11 protein-coding genes are annotated in these 14,955 nt (G+C 68.5%); 4 read left to right on the plus strand and 7 right to left on the minus strand.

Going from position 1 to position 14,955, the window contains the following annotated elements:
* Positions 1-197: 197 nt before the first annotated feature.
* From Q376_RS0120015 to nagA, 6 genes are all read right to left on the minus strand, one after another.
* Positions 198-1,004 carry a Cof-type HAD-IIB family hydrolase gene (locus Q376_RS0120015; RefSeq protein WP_043449104.1) on the minus strand — a complete coding sequence of 269 codons (807 nt, stop codon included), beginning with the start codon at positions 1,002-1,004 and terminating at the stop codon, positions 198-200.
* A 70-nt stretch (positions 1,005-1,074) separates the two neighbouring features.
* Positions 1,075-1,944 carry a glucosamine kinase nucleotide-binding domain-containing protein gene (locus Q376_RS0120020; protein WP_027351796.1) on the minus strand — a complete coding sequence of 290 codons (870 nt, stop codon included), beginning with the start codon at positions 1,942-1,944 and terminating at the stop codon, positions 1,075-1,077.
* On the minus strand, positions 1,941-2,738 hold the full coding sequence (nagB, locus tag Q376_RS0120025; protein WP_027351797.1) for a glucosamine-6-phosphate deaminase: 798 nt from the start codon (positions 2,736-2,738) through the stop codon (positions 1,941-1,943). Before nagB ends, Q376_RS0120020 begins: the two co-directional genes overlap by 4 nt.
* Before the next feature lie 21 nt (positions 2,739-2,759).
* On the minus strand, positions 2,760-4,472 hold the full coding sequence (nagE, locus tag Q376_RS0120030) for an N-acetylglucosamine-specific PTS transporter subunit IIBC (RefSeq protein WP_155834418.1): 1,713 nt from the start codon (positions 4,470-4,472) through the stop codon (positions 2,760-2,762).
* A gap of 17 nt (positions 4,473-4,489) precedes the next feature.
* Positions 4,490-7,048 carry a phosphoenolpyruvate--protein phosphotransferase gene (ptsP, locus tag Q376_RS0120035; protein ID WP_027351799.1) on the minus strand — a complete coding sequence of 853 codons (2,559 nt, stop codon included), beginning with the start codon at positions 7,046-7,048 and terminating at the stop codon, positions 4,490-4,492.
* A gap of 45 nt (positions 7,049-7,093) precedes the next feature.
* Positions 7,094-8,206 carry an N-acetylglucosamine-6-phosphate deacetylase gene (gene nagA, locus Q376_RS0120040; RefSeq protein WP_027351800.1) on the minus strand — a complete coding sequence of 371 codons (1,113 nt, stop codon included), beginning with the start codon at positions 8,204-8,206 and terminating at the stop codon, positions 7,094-7,096.
* Between the two features lie 256 nt (positions 8,207-8,462).
* On the opposite strand from nagA, the gene Q376_RS0120045 reads away from it, so the two are divergent.
* Complete coding sequence (locus tag Q376_RS0120045) at positions 8,463-10,406, plus strand: exoribonuclease II (protein WP_027351801.1); 1,944 nt, start codon at positions 8,463-8,465, stop codon at positions 10,404-10,406.
* 11 nt (positions 10,407-10,417) lie between these two features.
* Here the strand turns inward: Q376_RS0120045 and Q376_RS23740 are convergent, their stop codons facing one another.
* Entirely contained in the window at positions 10,418-11,524 is a 1,107-nt protein-coding gene (locus Q376_RS23740; RefSeq protein ID WP_052365581.1) for an endonuclease/exonuclease/phosphatase family protein, read from the minus strand.
* A 208-nt stretch (positions 11,525-11,732) separates the two neighbouring features.
* On the opposite strand from Q376_RS23740, the gene gpgS reads away from it, so the two are divergent.
* From gpgS to gpgF, 3 genes are read left to right on the plus strand one after another with little or no spacing between them, the layout of a single operon-like run.
* On the plus strand, positions 11,733-12,863 hold the full coding sequence (gene gpgS / locus Q376_RS23745; protein WP_043449108.1) for an N-acetylglucosaminyl phosphatidylglycerol synthase: 1,131 nt from the start codon (positions 11,733-11,735) through the stop codon (positions 12,861-12,863).
* Positions 12,860-13,651, plus strand: a complete 792-nt coding sequence (gene gpgD, locus Q376_RS0120060; RefSeq protein WP_027351802.1) for an N-acetylglucosaminyl phosphatidylglycerol deacetylase — start codon at positions 12,860-12,862, stop codon at positions 13,649-13,651. The genes gpgS and gpgD overlap by 4 nt, the downstream gene beginning before the upstream one ends.
* A 7-nt stretch (positions 13,652-13,658) precedes the next feature.
* Positions 13,659-14,669, plus strand: a complete 1,011-nt coding sequence (gene gpgF / locus Q376_RS0120065; protein WP_027351803.1) for a glucosaminyl phosphatidylglycerol flippase — start codon at positions 13,659-13,661, stop codon at positions 14,667-14,669.
* The last annotated feature ends 286 nt before the right edge of the window (positions 14,670-14,955 follow it).

The raw sequence follows: 14,955 nt of genomic DNA on the forward strand, positions 1-14,955 counted from the left end.
CGGAGGCCCGGCTCACCACGAACGGCCGGTATGCTGGTCCTTCGCGCCAACCCCACCCGTTCGTCCCGAGCGGCGCCCTATGCGCCAAGGTCGAATTCCAGCTCGGCAATGGGGGCGCCAGTCGAGGGATCGGGCGGCGGCGGTAAGGCCGTGGTTCGAGACGCTCGCTCCTCACTATGAATGGGGTGGGCGTGCCTTCAATCCAGCGCGAAGCGACTGCGCAGCTCCCTGGCCACACCGGCCTGGTCGTGGTGGCCGATCACCTTGGCGTGGGGCAAGGCTTCGAACAGCAGCGGGTTGGCGTTTTCCATCACGCAGGCACCTTCGGCGAGTTCGAGCATCTCGACATCGTTCAGGTTGTCGCCGAAGGCGACGCACTGCGCCGGGGTCATGCCGAGAATCTCGAGCAGCACTCCGAGCGCGCGCCCTTTGTTGACGTCGCGGGCCATCACTTCGAGCGAATCCGGCAGTGAATAGGTGACGTGAACCTGCCCGCCGAAGCGTTCGCGTATTTCGCGTTCGATCGGTGCCAGTTCGCTGGGATCGCCGATGAACAGCACCTTGCCGACGTCATCGCGGGCCTTGCCGCGCAGCGCGGGGTCGACTTCGTAGACGAAGCCGGTGCTGTGGTGGAAAGCCAGCAGCCGCTGGTCGGGAGCGTCGATCAGCCAGCCACTGCCGGTATAGACGTTGAGCCGTACGCTGTCGGGCTTGTCGAGCAGGGTGAGGTCGTGGACCAGCGCAGCGGGCAGCAGCCGCTCGGAGACCAGCTGGTCCCGTGGATCGTAGAGATGCGCGCCGTTGGTGCTGATGATGTAGGCCTCGACGCCGAGCTGCTCGCGTACCGCTCTGATGTCGCGGTAGTGACGACCCGATGCGATCGCAAGCACCGCCCCGCGGCGCTCCATCTCCTGGAAGGTCTCGATGGTGAGCGGATCGAGGCGATGGTCGGTGTTGAGCAGCGTGTTGTCGAGGTCACTGACGATCAGGGCGTCGATGTTCATGGATACTCGCAGTCGGACGATGGGAAGAACCAGCGTCCCAGGATAGCAACTGCGGCGACATGATACCCGGCTAATGCCCGGTATCGGTAAGTGCCGAGGCCAAGCGCAGCGCACCCGCCACCGCGCTCTCCTGCGGGCTCGAAAATCGCGCCCGCAGTTCGGGCGCGAGATGCTCGCTGAGCGCCTTGGCGAAGCCGCCGCAGAGCGCTACCGGCAGCGTGGGCTCCGAACCGCACAGCGCATCGAGCATGCGCTGGAGCTCCTGCTCTGCCTCGATGATCAGCGCGCTCACCATTGGATGCTCGGGATGAGCGAGCACCACTGGCGCAAGCTCCGCGTAGGCGGTCTGGTCGGCCTTGGTCAGCCATTCGATCAGCGCCTGGCGCCGATCGACGCCGAGGCGTTCGGCGAGCGCGCGGGAGAAGTCGTCACTCGCTGCGCGCCGATCGAGCACCCGCTGCAGGTGCAGCGTCGCGCGCAGCCCGAACCAGGCGCCGCTGGCATCGTCGCCGGAGGGGAAGCCATAGCCGCCCACCTCGATGCGCCGGCCGTCGCTCAGAAGCGCCTCGCCGACGCTGCCGGTACCGAGCGCGATGATCGCTCCAGCGCTTCCGCGGTGAGCGCCGATCAGGGTGGTATAGGCGTCGCTCTCAAGCCGCACCCGGGTCGCCTCGGGCACCAGCGCCAAGAGCTGGGCACGCCATTGCGGCTGGTTCACCCCGGCGAGACCGAGGCACAGCGACACCCGCCCGAAGTCGAGCTCGACACCGAGCGCTCGGTGCGCCTGTTCGATTAGTCCTTCGAGCGTCGCCCAGGCGCGTTCGATGCCGAGCGAGAGTCCGCTGGGGCCGCCCTCCAGCGACACCGTGCGACCGCTCCTGTCGCGTGCCAGCAGCCGTGTGCCGCTGCCGCCGCCGTCAATGCCGATCACTACCCTCACGGTGTTTCTCCTGGCGTCGCCCGATGCAGCTGGCGCTGGTGCGCAGCGGCGAACTCGTAGTAGTCGCGAAGCTCGAGCCGCTCGGCGGCGGCCGGGTCGACGATCACCGTCACCTTGGGGTGGAGCTGCAGCGCGGAGGCCGGGACCAGCGCGCTGAGCGGCCCCTCGACGCAGCGCGCCACCGCCTCTGCCTTGGCTTCGCCGGTGGCGATCAAGAGGATCGAGCGGGCCTCGAGGATGGTCGCGATCCCCATCGTCAGCGCCAGGCTCGGCTGGAATTCATCCGGGGCGAAGAAGCGCGCGTTGGCCTTGAGCGTATCGCGGGTCAGGGTCTTGACCCGGGTACGCGAGCCAAGGCTCGAGGTCGGCTCGTTGAAGCCGATGTGCCCGTTGCGTCCGATCCCGAGCACTTGCAGGTCGATGCCGCCATGATCCTCGATCAGTGCCTCGTAGGCGCTGCCCGCCTCGAGCGGATCGCCCGTTCCATCGGGGAGGAAGGTATTGGCTGGGTCTATATCCACATGGTCGAACAGTTCACGCTGCATGAAATGGCGATAGCTCTGCGGATGCCCGGGCGGCAGCCCCACGTACTCGTCGAGGTTGAAGGTGGTCAGCCTGGCGAAGCTCAGGCCCTGGTGCCGGTGGCGCTCGATCAGCGCCTGGTAGAGCGCCACCGGGGTCGAGCCGGTGGCGAGCCCGAATACCGGTGCCTCCAGCTCAGCCAGGGTGCGCTCGACGATATCGGCGGCATGTGCGGCCGCGGCACTTGCGTTGGCGGTAATGATGACTTGCATGCTCATCTCCTTGTTCGGGCGCTACCCTCGATCATCGCCGCCCAGGCTCGCGGCGACGGCGAACGGCGTCGCCGGCCCGGCGAATACCAAGTGACAGACCCCGCCGTCTAAGCGCTGCAGCGCGCTCACGCCGAGCTGCGCGAGGGCGGCCTCGTCGAGCGCATCGATATCGACCAGCGCCAGTCGCAGTCGGGTGAGCGCAAGCGCTTCGACGCGCAAAAGGTTGGCGGCACCGCCGAACGCGTGCAGCCAGCGATCACGCGTGGCCGGGTCGAGCTCCTCTCCCTGTCGTTCGCACGGCGCCTGCGCTACGCCAGGCCGCTGCGACGCCGTCGCCGCACGCGGGCCGCCGGCGGCGAGCGAGGCGCGAATCTCATCGGCAACGCCGTCGGCGATCGGGCCGAGCACCACCTGCAGATTGCCGCCTCGCAGCTTGAGCACGCCGCGAGCGCCGAGCCCCCGCAAACTGGCCTCGTCGACGCTCTCCTGGTCCTCGACCACCAGTCTCAGCCTGGTGGTGCAGGCGCCTACCGATTGGACGTTGCCGGCGCCGCCCAGGGCGGTGACGAAGGCGCCTCCCCGGCCGCCCTCAGCCCTGGCCGCACCTGCGCTGGCCTCGGCCGGCGCGTCGTCGCGCCCCGGCACCTTGAGATCGAACCGCGAGATCGCCCAGCGGAAGATGAAGTAGTAGAGCGCGAAGTAGACCGCCCCTACCGGCAGCAGCAGCCAGCCGCGGGTCGAAAGCCCATAGGAGAGCGCGTAGTCGAAGGCCCCGGCGGAGAAGGTGAAGCCGAGCTTGACCCCGAGCCAGTTCATCAGCGCGAGCGACACCCCGGTGAGCAGCGCATGGATGCCATAGAGCAAGGGCGACAGGAACATGAACGAGAATTCGAGCGGCTCGGTGACCCCGGTGAGGAAGGCGGTCAGCGCCAGCGACAGCAGCAGGCCGCCGACCTGGGCGCGACGGCCGGGAAGCGCCGAGTGGTACATCGCCAGCGCCGCCGCCGGCAGGCCGAACATCATCACCGGAAAGAACCCGGCCATGAAGCCGCCCGCGGTGGGGTCGCCGGCGAAGAACCGGGCCAGGTCGCCATGCACGCCGTTGTAGTCGCCGAACTGGAACCAGACGAAGTTGTTGATCACATGGTGCAGCCCGGTGACGATCAGGATCCGGTTGAGCACCCCGTAGAAGAAAAGCCCAACCTCACCGGAGGCGATCAGCCCACCGCCGAGCGCGTCGAGCCCGTTCTGCACCGGCGGCCAGAGGTAGCCGAACAGGTAGCCGAGCACCACCGCGCTGACCCCGGTGGCGATCGGCACGAACCGCCGGCCGCCGAAGAACGCCAGGTAGTCCGGCAGCTTGATGTCGCCGCACCGGTTGTACCAGGCCCCCGCGGTGATCCCGATCAGGATGCCGCCGAGCACGCCCATGTTGATCTCGGGATCGATCGCCTCGAGCACCGCCTGCAGGATCAGATAGCCGACCACCCCGGCGAGCCCCGAGGCGCCATGGTTGTCGTGGGCGATGCCCACCGCCACGCCGATCGCGAAGACCAGCGGCAGGTTGTCGAAGATCGCCCCGCCGGCGGCGGATATCACCGCGATATCGAGCAGATCGGGCTGGCCGATACGCAGCAGGATGCCGGCGATCGGCAGTACCGCGATCGGCAGCATCAGCGAGCGGCCGAGCAGTTGGATGCGTTCCATCGGTTTGAAGCGACTGGCGACGGCCATGGGCCCCTCCGGTGTGGTCATGGGTTGGTTGTGATCGAGCGCGCCAGCCAGCTGCGCACCTGGGCGGCGTCGTCGAGCGCCAGGGCCTCGTCGATACCCGCGGCCAGCCGCGCGCGGTCGAGCCGCCGCACCCAGGCCTTGATCGCGGGCACCCGAGCAGGCTCCACCGACAGCTCGTCGACGCCGAGCGCGATCAGCGCCGCCGCGGCGATCTCGTCCCCCGCTGCCGCACCGCACACCCCGACCTTGCGGCCATAGCGCGCAGCGCCCTCGACGCAGAGCCTGACCAGCCGCAGCACCGCGGGGTGGAGCGCATCCATACGCGCAGCGAGCCCAGGCGCCTCACGGTCCATCGCCAGGGTGTACTGGGTCAGGTCGTTGGTGCCGATCGAGAAGAAATCGACCTCGCGAGCGAGGCTCGCCGCACACAGCGCCGCCGCCGGCACCTCGATCATCACCCCCAGCGCCGGGGCGACGAAGTCCGCATCCCCGGCAAGCCCGAGCTCATCGACCAGCGCATCGATCCGTTCGCGCACCCGCCTGACATCGGCCAGGTCGGTGACCATCGGCAGCATGATCCTGAGTCCGCCCTTCCCCGCCGGTGGGCGACACTCGAGCAGTGCGCGCAGCTGGTCGACGAGCAGTGCCTGATGATCCTCGATCAATCGCACCCCGCGCATGCCCAGCGCCGGGTTGGGCGTCTGGCCGAGCGCCAGGTAGTCGAGCTGCTTGTCGGCGCCGATATCGAGGGTGCGAATGATCACCGGCCTGCCCTGCATCGCCTCCAGCGCGGCCTGGTAGTCGGCCCGCTGACGCTCGCGGTCGGGCGCGACCGGGCGGTCGAGAAACAGAAACTCGCTGCGAAAGAGCCCGATGCCGTCGGCGCCCTGGGCAAACGCCGCCTCGGCTTCGACCGGGTGGCCGATGTTCGCCGCCACCTCGATCAGCACACCGTCGCGGGTGCGGGCCTCGCTCGCAGCGGCATCGAACGCCTCGGCGTGCTCGCGGGCGAGGCTATCGAGCCGGCGCTGGGCCTCGGCCAGCCGCTGAGGCCCCGGGCGCAGCTCGAGGGTGCCGAGCTCGGCATCCAGCACCGCCAGGTTCTCTCCTTGCAGCGTTTCGTCATCGAGCGCCTCATCCAGCGCCTGGCCCATGCCGACCAGGCAGGGCAGGCCACGGGCGCGCGCGAGGATCGCCACGTGCGAGGTCGCACCGCCCGCAGCCAGGCACAGTCCCTTGGGCTCGGCGCTGTCGAGCTGGATCAGCTGCGAGGGGGTCAGGTCGTCGGCGACCAGGATCGCACCGCACGGCACCGCCACGGAGGACTCGACCCCTTCGAGCAGCGCCAGCAGGCGCTGCTCGAGATCGCGCAGGTCGCCGGCGCGGCTTCGGATCAGCGCGCTTTCGGCGCGCTCGAGCTGGGCGATCTGTGCATCGAGGGTCTCGCGCCAGGCGAAACCCGCGCTCTCGCCGCGCTCGATCCCGGCGACGGTGCGCTCGGCCAGCTCCGGGTCGTCGAGCCATTCGAGGTGGGCGGCGAGAATCTGAGCATCCTCCTCCCGCATCGCCCGGGCCCGATCGTCACCCAGCTGCGTGCGCAGCTCATCCAGCGCGCGATCGAATCGCGCCAGCTCCTGCTCTGCTCCCGCGCCAATACGTGCGACCTCTATCCGCAGCGCGCGCAGACGCACCAAAGGTGCAACCGCCACGCCGCTGCTGGCGGGAACACCGCGCAGTACACCCTCGGCATCGGTCGCATCCGAGAGGCCCAAGGTGCCGGCGTCGCTCCCGGCGGCGCTGGGCGAGCGCGAACCTTCGGCGGTCTCGAGCAGCGCGATCGCCTCCCCCAGCGCCGCCGCGGCATCGCCGCCCTCGGCGCGCACCGCCACCCGGCTGCCGAACCCGATCCCCAGGCCGAGCATCGCGGTGAGCCTGCCCGCCTCGGCCTCGGCGCCATCGAGGGCAAAGGTCAGTCGGCTGGCATGGCGCTCGCCGATCGCCTTGAGTCTCGCCGCCGGGCGCGCGTGCAGCCCGGCCTCGAGCGCGACCGTGGCGCTCGCTTCGAAGCGCGGCCCAGCTGACGCACCACTGCGCGCAGCGGCGGCGGCGAAGCTCAAGCGCGCCAACCTCTCGCCCTGCATCACTCGACCCGAGGCCTGCGCCTCGATACCCAGCTGAGCGCCGGCGATGAACACCAGCGGCGTGACCAGGCTGGTCGCCTCGCGGGCCAACAGGTCGGCATCGAAGCGCAGCAGCGGCGCGCCCGCCTCGACCCGCTGGCCCACCGCGACCAGCGCCTCGATACCGCGTCCTTCAAGCGCGACGGTATCGAGCCCGAGATGAAGCAGCAGTTCGGGTGCGTCCGGGTCGTCGCCAAGGCGCAGGGTCAGCGCGTGCCGGGTGGTCGCACACATCACCACGGTGCCGCCGCAGGGGGCGTGGAGCATCTGACCGAGCGGCTCGATGGCGAGCCCCGGGCCGAGCTGGCCGCCGGCGAAGACCGGATCCGGCACCTGCTCGAGGGGCACCACGAGGGCATCGCAAGGGGCCTGCAGGACTATCTCCGCGCGGGACATGGGTGCACTCCTTGATGTCTGGAACAGGGCGTCGGGATGTCGTCGTCAGTAATGATCAGTAATCGAGGGCACGCGCTCGCCGCCAACGTAGACCTCGCGCAGTGCGTAGGTCTCGTCGAGCACCACGAGGTCGGCGCGCAGGCCCGGCGCGAGGCGGCCGCGGTCGTCGAGCCCGAGATAGTCGGCGGGCCAGGTGGATAGCCGCAGCGAGGCGCGGGCCAGCGACTCGCCGAGGCTCATGAAGTTGCGCAGCGCCTGGTCCATGGTCAGGGTGCTGCCGGCCAGGGTGCCGTTGGCGAGCCGTACCGCGCCGCTGTGTTTGTAGACATCGTGTTCGCCGAGCTTGTACTGGCCATCCGGCATTCCGGCGGCGGCGGTGGCGTCGGTGACCGCGTAAAGACGCGGGATCGCGCGCATCGCGACACGCATCGCGCCCTCCTCGACATGGACCAGATCGGGGATCACCTCGCAGAAGTCGGCATGCGCCAGCGCCGCGCCGACCGCGCCGGCGCTGCGATGGTGCAGCGGTGTCATCGCATTGTAGAGATGGGTGAAACCGCTGACGCCCCAGCCGAGCGCCTCGACGCAGAGCCGATAGCTTGCACAGGTGTGGCCGATCTGGACCCGGATGCCGGCGTCGCGCAGGTGCTCGATCAGCGCCCGGTGGCCTTCGATCTCCGGCGCCAGCGTCACCAGCCGGATCGGCGCCAGCGCCCGATAGCGCTCGATCGCCTCGATCGTGCCGGCGCGCGCCCGGGGCGGCTGGGCACCGAGCATCGCCGGGTTGATGAACGGTCCTTCGAGGTGGACGCCGAGAATCTCGGCCCGCCCGGGCTCTGGAGACTCGATCGCCCGGCTCACCGCGGCGAGCGCCTCGAGCAGCTCCTCCTCGGCCGCGGTCATGGTGGTGACCAGCAGGCTGGTGGTGCCGAAGCGAGCATGGGTGCGCGCGAGCACCGCCGCCGCCTCACCAGCCTGCATCGCATCCAGCCCCCCGCCGCCGTGCACGTGCAGGTCGATGAAGCCGGGCAGCAGCCAAGGGCTCTGCCGGGGGTCGAGGCTGGCGTCGGGGGTGATCGAGAGGATCCGTCCGGCGTCGCACTCGAGCTGGCCGAGACACCAGCCCTCGGGGGTAAGGATATGGCCTTGAAGTCGCATGCACGCTCCTGCGTTCGTCCCGGTCCAATCGCCTCGGCCGCTCGGCACGACGACGACATCGTAATAATCATCGCTGCGGCACCGGGTCGCGGCCAGCGCCGCGGGCAGCCCTGCGGCGTCTCATCGATCATGGTACCAAGGCAACGCCAGGACGATACCAATCAAATACCCGAATGGTCTTTTCCGCCCTCACCCTTTCCCCTCGGTTGGCGAGTCCTTATAGTGTGCCCCTCGACTCGCCAACCGACATGATCCGATGCTCTCGAACAACCCTCTCCTCGCTCAGCTGAAGCAGCAGCTCCATGCCGAGACGCCCCGCGTTACCGGTGTCGTCAAGGCCACCGACAAAGGCTTCGGCTTTCTCGAGGCCGAGGACGGACAGTCCTACTTCGTCCCCCCGCCGATGATGAAGAAGGTGATCCACGGCGACCGCGTCGAAGCGGTCGTCCATGTCCAGGGCGAGAAGAAGAGCGTCGAACCGGAAGCCCTGGTCGAGCCCTCCCTCGAGCGCTTCATCGGCCGGGTGCGTCGCCGCGACGGCCGTCTCGGCGTGGTGCCGGACCATCCCTCGATCAATCTCGCGCTCAATGCCCGCGCCAAGCGCGGCATCGACGAGGCGGGGCTCGAGGAAGGCGACTGGGTAGTGGCGCGGCTGCTGCGCCATCCGCTGCGTCCCGACGATCGTTCGTTCCTGGTCCAGATCGAGGAATTGATCAGCCGTCACGACCAGCCCAACGTACCCTGGCGCGTGACCCTGGCGCGGCATGCGCTGGAGTATGCCTCCCCGGTCGACGGCTCGGAGTGCAGCCTGCGCGATGAAGGGCTCGAGCGTGAAGACCTCACCGCCCTGCCGTTTTTCACCATCGACAGCCGCACCACCCGCGACATGGACGATGCGCTGCACATCGAGGCACGCGAGCAAGGCGGCTGGCGGCTGCGGGTCGCGATCGCCGACCCGACCGCTTACGTCGCCGAGGATGACCCGGTGGACCAGGAAGCACGGCGGCGCGCCTTCACCGTCTACCTGCCGGGACAGAACGTCACCATGCTGCCCGAGCGGCTCGCCGACGATCTCTGCTCGCTGCGCGAGAACGAGACCCGCGCGGCGCTGGCCTGCACCCTCGAGGTCGCAGCCGATGGCGAGCTGCTCGATTACCGTTTCTACGCGGCCGAAGTGCGCTCCCACGCCCAGCTCGCCTATGACGACGTCTCCGACTGGATCGAGGGCAAGGGCGAATGGCAGCCCTCCTTCCCCCGCGGGGAAGAGCAGCTGCGCCAGCTCGCCGACTTCACCGAGGCGCGCAGCGCCTGGCGGTCACGCAATGCGATCGTGTTCAAGGACCGCCCCGACTACGCCTTCGAGCTCGACGCCGAGGGCCGCGTGCTGGCGGTGCGCACCGAGCCTCGGCGGATCGCCAACCGCATGGTCGAGGAGTCGATGATCGCCGCCAACGTCTGCTGCGCGCGGCTGCTCGGCGAAGAAGTCGGCCACGGCATCTTCAACGTTCATCTTGGCTTCGCCGCGGAGAAGCTCGACCAAGCGCTAGCCTTCCTCGCCGATCAGTCGATCGAGGCGAGCCGCGAACAGCTCACTGATCTCGACGCCTGGCGCGCGCTGCGCTACCAGCTCGACGAGCGCGACGACGCCTGGCTCGAGGCGCGGCTACGCCGCTTCCAGGGCTACACCGCGATGACCGCGGCGCCGGGCCCGCATTTCGGCATGGGGCTGCCCGCCTACGCCACCTGGACCTCACCAATCCGCAAGTACGGCGACATGATCAACCATCGGCTGATCAAGGCGCTGCTGCTCGCGCAGGCGCGCCCCGCAAGCGCCAGCGAGACCCTCACCGCCCATCTCTCCGAGCGGCGCAAGCTCAACCGCATGGCCGAGCGCGACGTCAAGGACTGGCTCTACGTGCGCCATCTGGCGCCCGCGGTGGGCAGCGGCCAGCGCTTCGAGGCCGAGATCGTCGATATCCGCCGCGGCGGCCTGCGGGTACGGCTGAACGACAACGGCGCGTCGGTGTTCGTCCCCGCCTCGACCCTCGAGGCCGACCGTGAAGCGCTGGTGATCGACGACAAGGAAGGCGTGGTCTCGGTGCGTGGCGAGAAGCGCTATCGCCTCGGCGACATCATTGAGGTGGTGCTCAGCGAAGCCCGCGAAGAGACCCGTTCGCTGATCGGTCGCCCCGCCTCCTGACTCCGTTCTTCTCAGCCCGCGGCGGGCGTTCCCTTGGGGACGTCCTGCGCCTGGGCCTGGGCCTGGGCCTCGGCGACGGTGCGCTGCGCCTCTTCGATCTCCTCTGCGTTGGCGGTCGGCCTCGGCTGCTGCGCCTTGTCCTGCGGCGCATAGACCAGCGAGACGAAGAGCGGGAAATGATCGGAGCCGATGTCGCCCATTCGCTCGATCTCGGCGAGGCGAAACTCGCGGCTGGCGAAGAGATGGTCGAGCGGCCAGCGCAGCATCGGCCAGTGGGCGTGGAAGGTAGCGAAGGCACCGCGCCCGCGCCGCGGGTCGAGCAGGCCGCTTACGTTGGAGAAGAGCCTCGTGGTCCGCGACCAGGCGACATCGTTGAGATCGCCGACCAGCAGGCAGTGGCAATGCTCCGCGGCGATCTCCTGGGCGACCAGCAGCAGCTCGGCATCGCGCCACAGCGACTCCTCGCTCTCGGTCGGGCTCGGCGGCCTGGGATGCAGCACGAACAGCGTCACTCGCTCGCCGCTTTCGAGTTCGACCTGAGTGAGAATCGAGGGAATGTCATCCTGGATCAGCCAGCGTACCCGGGGTCGGATCAGCGGACGCCGCGAGTAGAGATGCATGCCGTAGAGGTTGTCGAGCGGCACCGCGACCCGATGTGGATAGTCATCGCCGAAGGCGCGGTCGAGCTCGGCCTGCCACCAGGCATCGCTCTCGAGCGTCACCAGCAGATCCGGCTGGCGACGCCGGACCATGTCGATCAGCGCGCCGCTGTTGCGATTGGTCATCAGCACGTTGGCATTGAGCAGGGTCAGTCGGCGCGCCGGATCCAGCTCCTCGACATCGAGCATCTGGCGGCGGGCGAAACGGGTGTAGGGGTACATCAACATGCCCTGCGCGATGCACACCCCCAGCGCGACCAGGATCACCGGGAGCTGCCAGCCGCCGTCACCGGCCGCGGCAAGATCGATCAGCGCGACCAAGAGCAGGCAGCCCGCGAGCGTGGCGATCTGCAAGCGCGGAAAATCGAAGATCCTCACCGTCCAATGGGTCAAGCGCAGCCACGGCAGGCAGGTGGCGAGCAGCAGCAGTACAGCGGCACTTGTCAGCACATACACCATAGTTACGGGTCCATTCTTGCCAAGCCTGGGCGCGCGCGTCTGACGAACCCTGGCCGAGGCTTTATAATCCATTCAGCTCGGCCCCGCGGATCGAGCGTCGAGAAGCCTCCCACCGGGAGCCTGGCGGCACCCGACGCGGGGCAAGGCATCATACTTCAAGTCAGCGGCGCGAGCGGAGTCCGAGGCGTCGAGAGGAGGTAGCGGCAGCGTGCACATTGCCGACATGACCATGTTCTACGCCCCATCCAGCGGTGGGGTGCGCACCTACCTAGAGGCCAAGCGCCTCAGAATCAAGCGTCTACCAGGCATGCGTCATACCCTGCTGGTGCCGCGCACGGTTGGTCCGGCCGAGACCGATCCCAGCGTGATCCGCATTCCCGCGCCGCCGCTGCCGTTCAGCAACGGCTATCGTTTCCCGCTGCGGCGCAAGCTGTGGTGCGCTGCGCTGCGCGAGTTGAAGCCCTCGCTGATCGAAGCGGGCGACCCTTACGTCACCGGCTGGGCGGCGATCGATGCGGGGCGCGAGCTCGACATCCCGGTGATCGGCTTCTACCACTCCGACCTGCCGGAGATGCTTGGCAGCCGCTTCGGTATGTTCGCGCGCCACCGCCTCGAAAGCTACGTCCGCCGGCTCTACGGCCACTACGAGCGAGTGCTCGCGCCGAGCAGGGTGATGGCCGACAAGCTCATCGGGATGGGCGTCGAACGCGTGCACGTCCAGCCGCTCGGGGTCGACTCCACGCTCTATCACCCCGACCGCCGCGATCCGGAGGTGAAACGCTCGCTGGGGCTTGCCGACGATACCCGGCTGCTGGTATTCGCCGGTCGAGGCTCGCAGGAGAAGAACCTGCCGATCCTGATCGAGACGATGAAACTGCTCGGTGCGCCCTATCACCTGCTGATGGTCGGCTCGCACATGCCGACCCAGGTACCGGACAACGTCAGCGTGGTCGATCGCTTCGTGCCCCAGTCCGAGCTGGCCAGGCTGTTCGCCAGCGCGGACGCCCTGCTCCACGCCGGTACCCACGAGACCTTCGGCCTGGTGGTGCTCGAAGCGATGTCCAGCGGCCTCCCGGTGGTAGTGGCCCGCGCCGGCGCGCTGGAAGAGAACGTCGACGAGCGCTTCGGGCGACTGTGCAATCCGCTGGATCCCCTGGACATGGCGCGCGCCACTCGGGAGCTGTTCGAGGAAGACGTTCGACGCCTCGGACGCCGCGCCAGAAGCCAGGTCGAGCGCTACCACGGCTGGGACGCGGTGGTGGAAGGCGTGGTCGAACACTATCGGGACGCGCTCGGCGTGACCGCCCCCGCCGCGGCGCACGAGGCGGCGGTCGAATGAGCGAGGCCAACGCGAGTCAGAGCTTCATCGTCGCGCTGCACGACATCGCCCCGGCGACCTGGCCCGACTACCGGCCTTTCGTCGAGCGCATGGACGCCCTCGGCCAGGTACGGATGAGCTGGCTGGTGGTGCCGGATTTCCATCATCGCAGCGCGACCTTCGACGACCCGGCCTTCCTCGCCCTGCTGGAGCGGCGTCTCGAGCTCGGCGATGAGCTGGTGCTACACGGGTTCTACCATTGCGACGAAGGGCCCGCGCCCAAGAACCTGCGCGACTACCTGATGCGGCGCTTCTATACCGTCGAGGGGGAGTTCTATGCTCTCGAAGAAGACCAAGCGCGGGCGCGGATCGAGCAAGGGCTCGAGCTCTTCGCCCGCCGAGGCTGGCCGCTGCACGGCTTCGTCGCCCCGGCCTGGCTGATGAGCCCCGGCACACGCAAGGCGCTGGCTCAACTTCCGCTACGCTATACCAGTGACCCAGGGCATCTCATCGACCTGCCGTCGTTCACCGCCCACCGGGTGCCTACGCTGGTATGGAGCGCCAGGGCCCGCTGGCGCCGTGCGATGTCGCTGGTGGTCAACGAATGTTCTCGCCATCGCTATCGCAGGCTCGAGACCTTCCGTCTCGGACTCCATCCGATCGACATGCGCTTCGATGCCTCGCGCGAGTACTGGTATCGCTGCATCGAGCGCCTGCTGGGCCAAGGCTACCGCGCCGAGACCAAGCGCGACTGGTTCGAGCGAAGCGAGCGCTCGAACCCGCGCTCTTCCCCACTACGCCCCCAATAGGTTTCGCATGCATCGCACTGTCTGGCTCCTGCTCGCAGGCCTCGTCCTGGTGATCAGCATCCCGCTGCTGCTCGGCGGCGGCGAGCTATGGCGGCAGCTGGCGGACTTCCCGCCGCTGCTGCTGGCGCTGATGATCGCGATGATCTTCGCCTGCTGGTACCTCAACGCCGCCAAGCTCAAGGTGCTGCTTGCCGGCCGCTCGGGCCACCTCACCCACCGCCAAGCGATGGGCGTAGTGATGGCGACCGAGTTCGCGATCTGCGCCACTCCCGGCGGCGCCGGCGGCCCGCTCACCCTGATCGCGCTGATGAAGCAGCGCGGCATGCGCCCGGCCCAGACCACCGCGGTCTACGCAGTCGACCAGATGATCGACCTGTTGTTCTTCTTCACCTCGATGGCCGCGCTTTTGATCTACATCGCGATTCGCGCCATCGACGTGCGCCTTGGCTGGATGCTCGGCATGCCGATGATCCTGATGGCGACGGGGCTGGCGCTGATCCTGCTGATCGGTCGCTATCACGCGCGAGCTATCCGCGCCATCGCCGGCCTGCTGCTCAGGCTCCGGATCCGCCACGACCGCAGAGCGAGGCTGATGCGGCGGCTATTGGTCTTCCGCAACGCGCTGGCCGAAACGCTGAAGATGCCGCGCCACCTGCTGCTCGCCGCGTTCTTCTTCGGCGTACTGCACTGGATCGTGCGCTACAGCGTGCTCTACTTCGCGCTCTACGGACTCGGCCGCCACCTCGACTGGGGATGGACCTTCCTGGTGCAGATGCTATCGATGGCCGCCGGCCAGCTCACCCTGCTACCCGGCGGCGCCGGCGGCGCCGAGCTGAGCTCGCTGGCGATGCTGACACCGATCGTCGGCCAACATGCCGCAGCGGCGGCGATTTTGATCTGGCGCGCAGTGACCTACTACTTCTATCTCATCGCAGGCGCCCCGGTGTTCCTCTACCTGGCTGGGCGCCCGTTGATGCGCAAGATATTCAAGATCGGCAAGCAGCAGCTCGAAGACTAGCGCGCGTCGCAGAACCTAAGCTCAGTGGCGTCCGTGCGCATCGGATGCCAACACCAGCAAAGGCCGGGGGACGCCAGTCGAGGGGCCAATCCTCAGCGCCGACCTCCCACCGTTCGTCCCGAGCGGCGTCCGTGCACGCCAGATGCCAACACCAGCAAAGGTCGGGGACGCCAGTCGAGGGACCGGGCCTCAGCGCCAGGGCCGTGGTTCGACTCGGGCCCCAACACTTATCGCCCACGGCCCAGCTCAATGAAGGCCCGGCTCACCACGAACGGAGACAAGGCCG

It is taken from the genome of Halotalea alkalilenta DSM 17697, assembly GCF_000621205.1.
Classification (GTDB): domain Bacteria; phylum Pseudomonadota; class Gammaproteobacteria; order Pseudomonadales; family Halomonadaceae; genus Halotalea; species Halotalea alkalilenta.

Bases quoted from the DNA above. Each gene is read 5' to 3' on its own strand.
- nagB (WP_027351797.1), bottom strand. From the start codon at position 2,738: ATGCAAGTCATCATTACCGCCAACGCAAGTGCCGCGGCCGCACATGCC.
- ptsP (WP_027351799.1), bottom strand. From the start codon at position 7,048: ATGTCCCGCGCGGAGATAGTCCTGCAGGCCCCTTGCGATGCCCTCGTG.
- nagA (WP_027351800.1), bottom strand. From the start codon at position 8,206: ATGCGACTTCAAGGCCATATCCTTACCCCCGAGGGCTGGTGTCTCGGC.
- Q376_RS23740 (WP_052365581.1), bottom strand. From the start codon at position 11,524: ATGGTGTATGTGCTGACAAGTGCCGCTGTACTGCTGCTGCTCGCCACC.
- gpgD (WP_027351802.1), top strand. From the start codon at position 12,860: ATGAGCGAGGCCAACGCGAGTCAGAGCTTCATCGTCGCGCTGCACGAC.
- gpgF (WP_027351803.1), top strand. From the start codon at position 13,659: ATGCATCGCACTGTCTGGCTCCTGCTCGCAGGCCTCGTCCTGGTGATC.
- nagE (WP_155834418.1), bottom strand. From the start codon at position 4,472: ATGGCCGTCGCCAGTCGCTTCAAACCGATGGAACGCATCCAACTGCTC.
- Q376_RS0120045 (WP_027351801.1), top strand. From the start codon at position 8,463: ATGCTCTCGAACAACCCTCTCCTCGCTCAGCTGAAGCAGCAGCTCCAT.
- Q376_RS0120015 (WP_043449104.1), bottom strand. From the start codon at position 1,004: ATGAACATCGACGCCCTGATCGTCAGTGACCTCGACAACACGCTGCTC.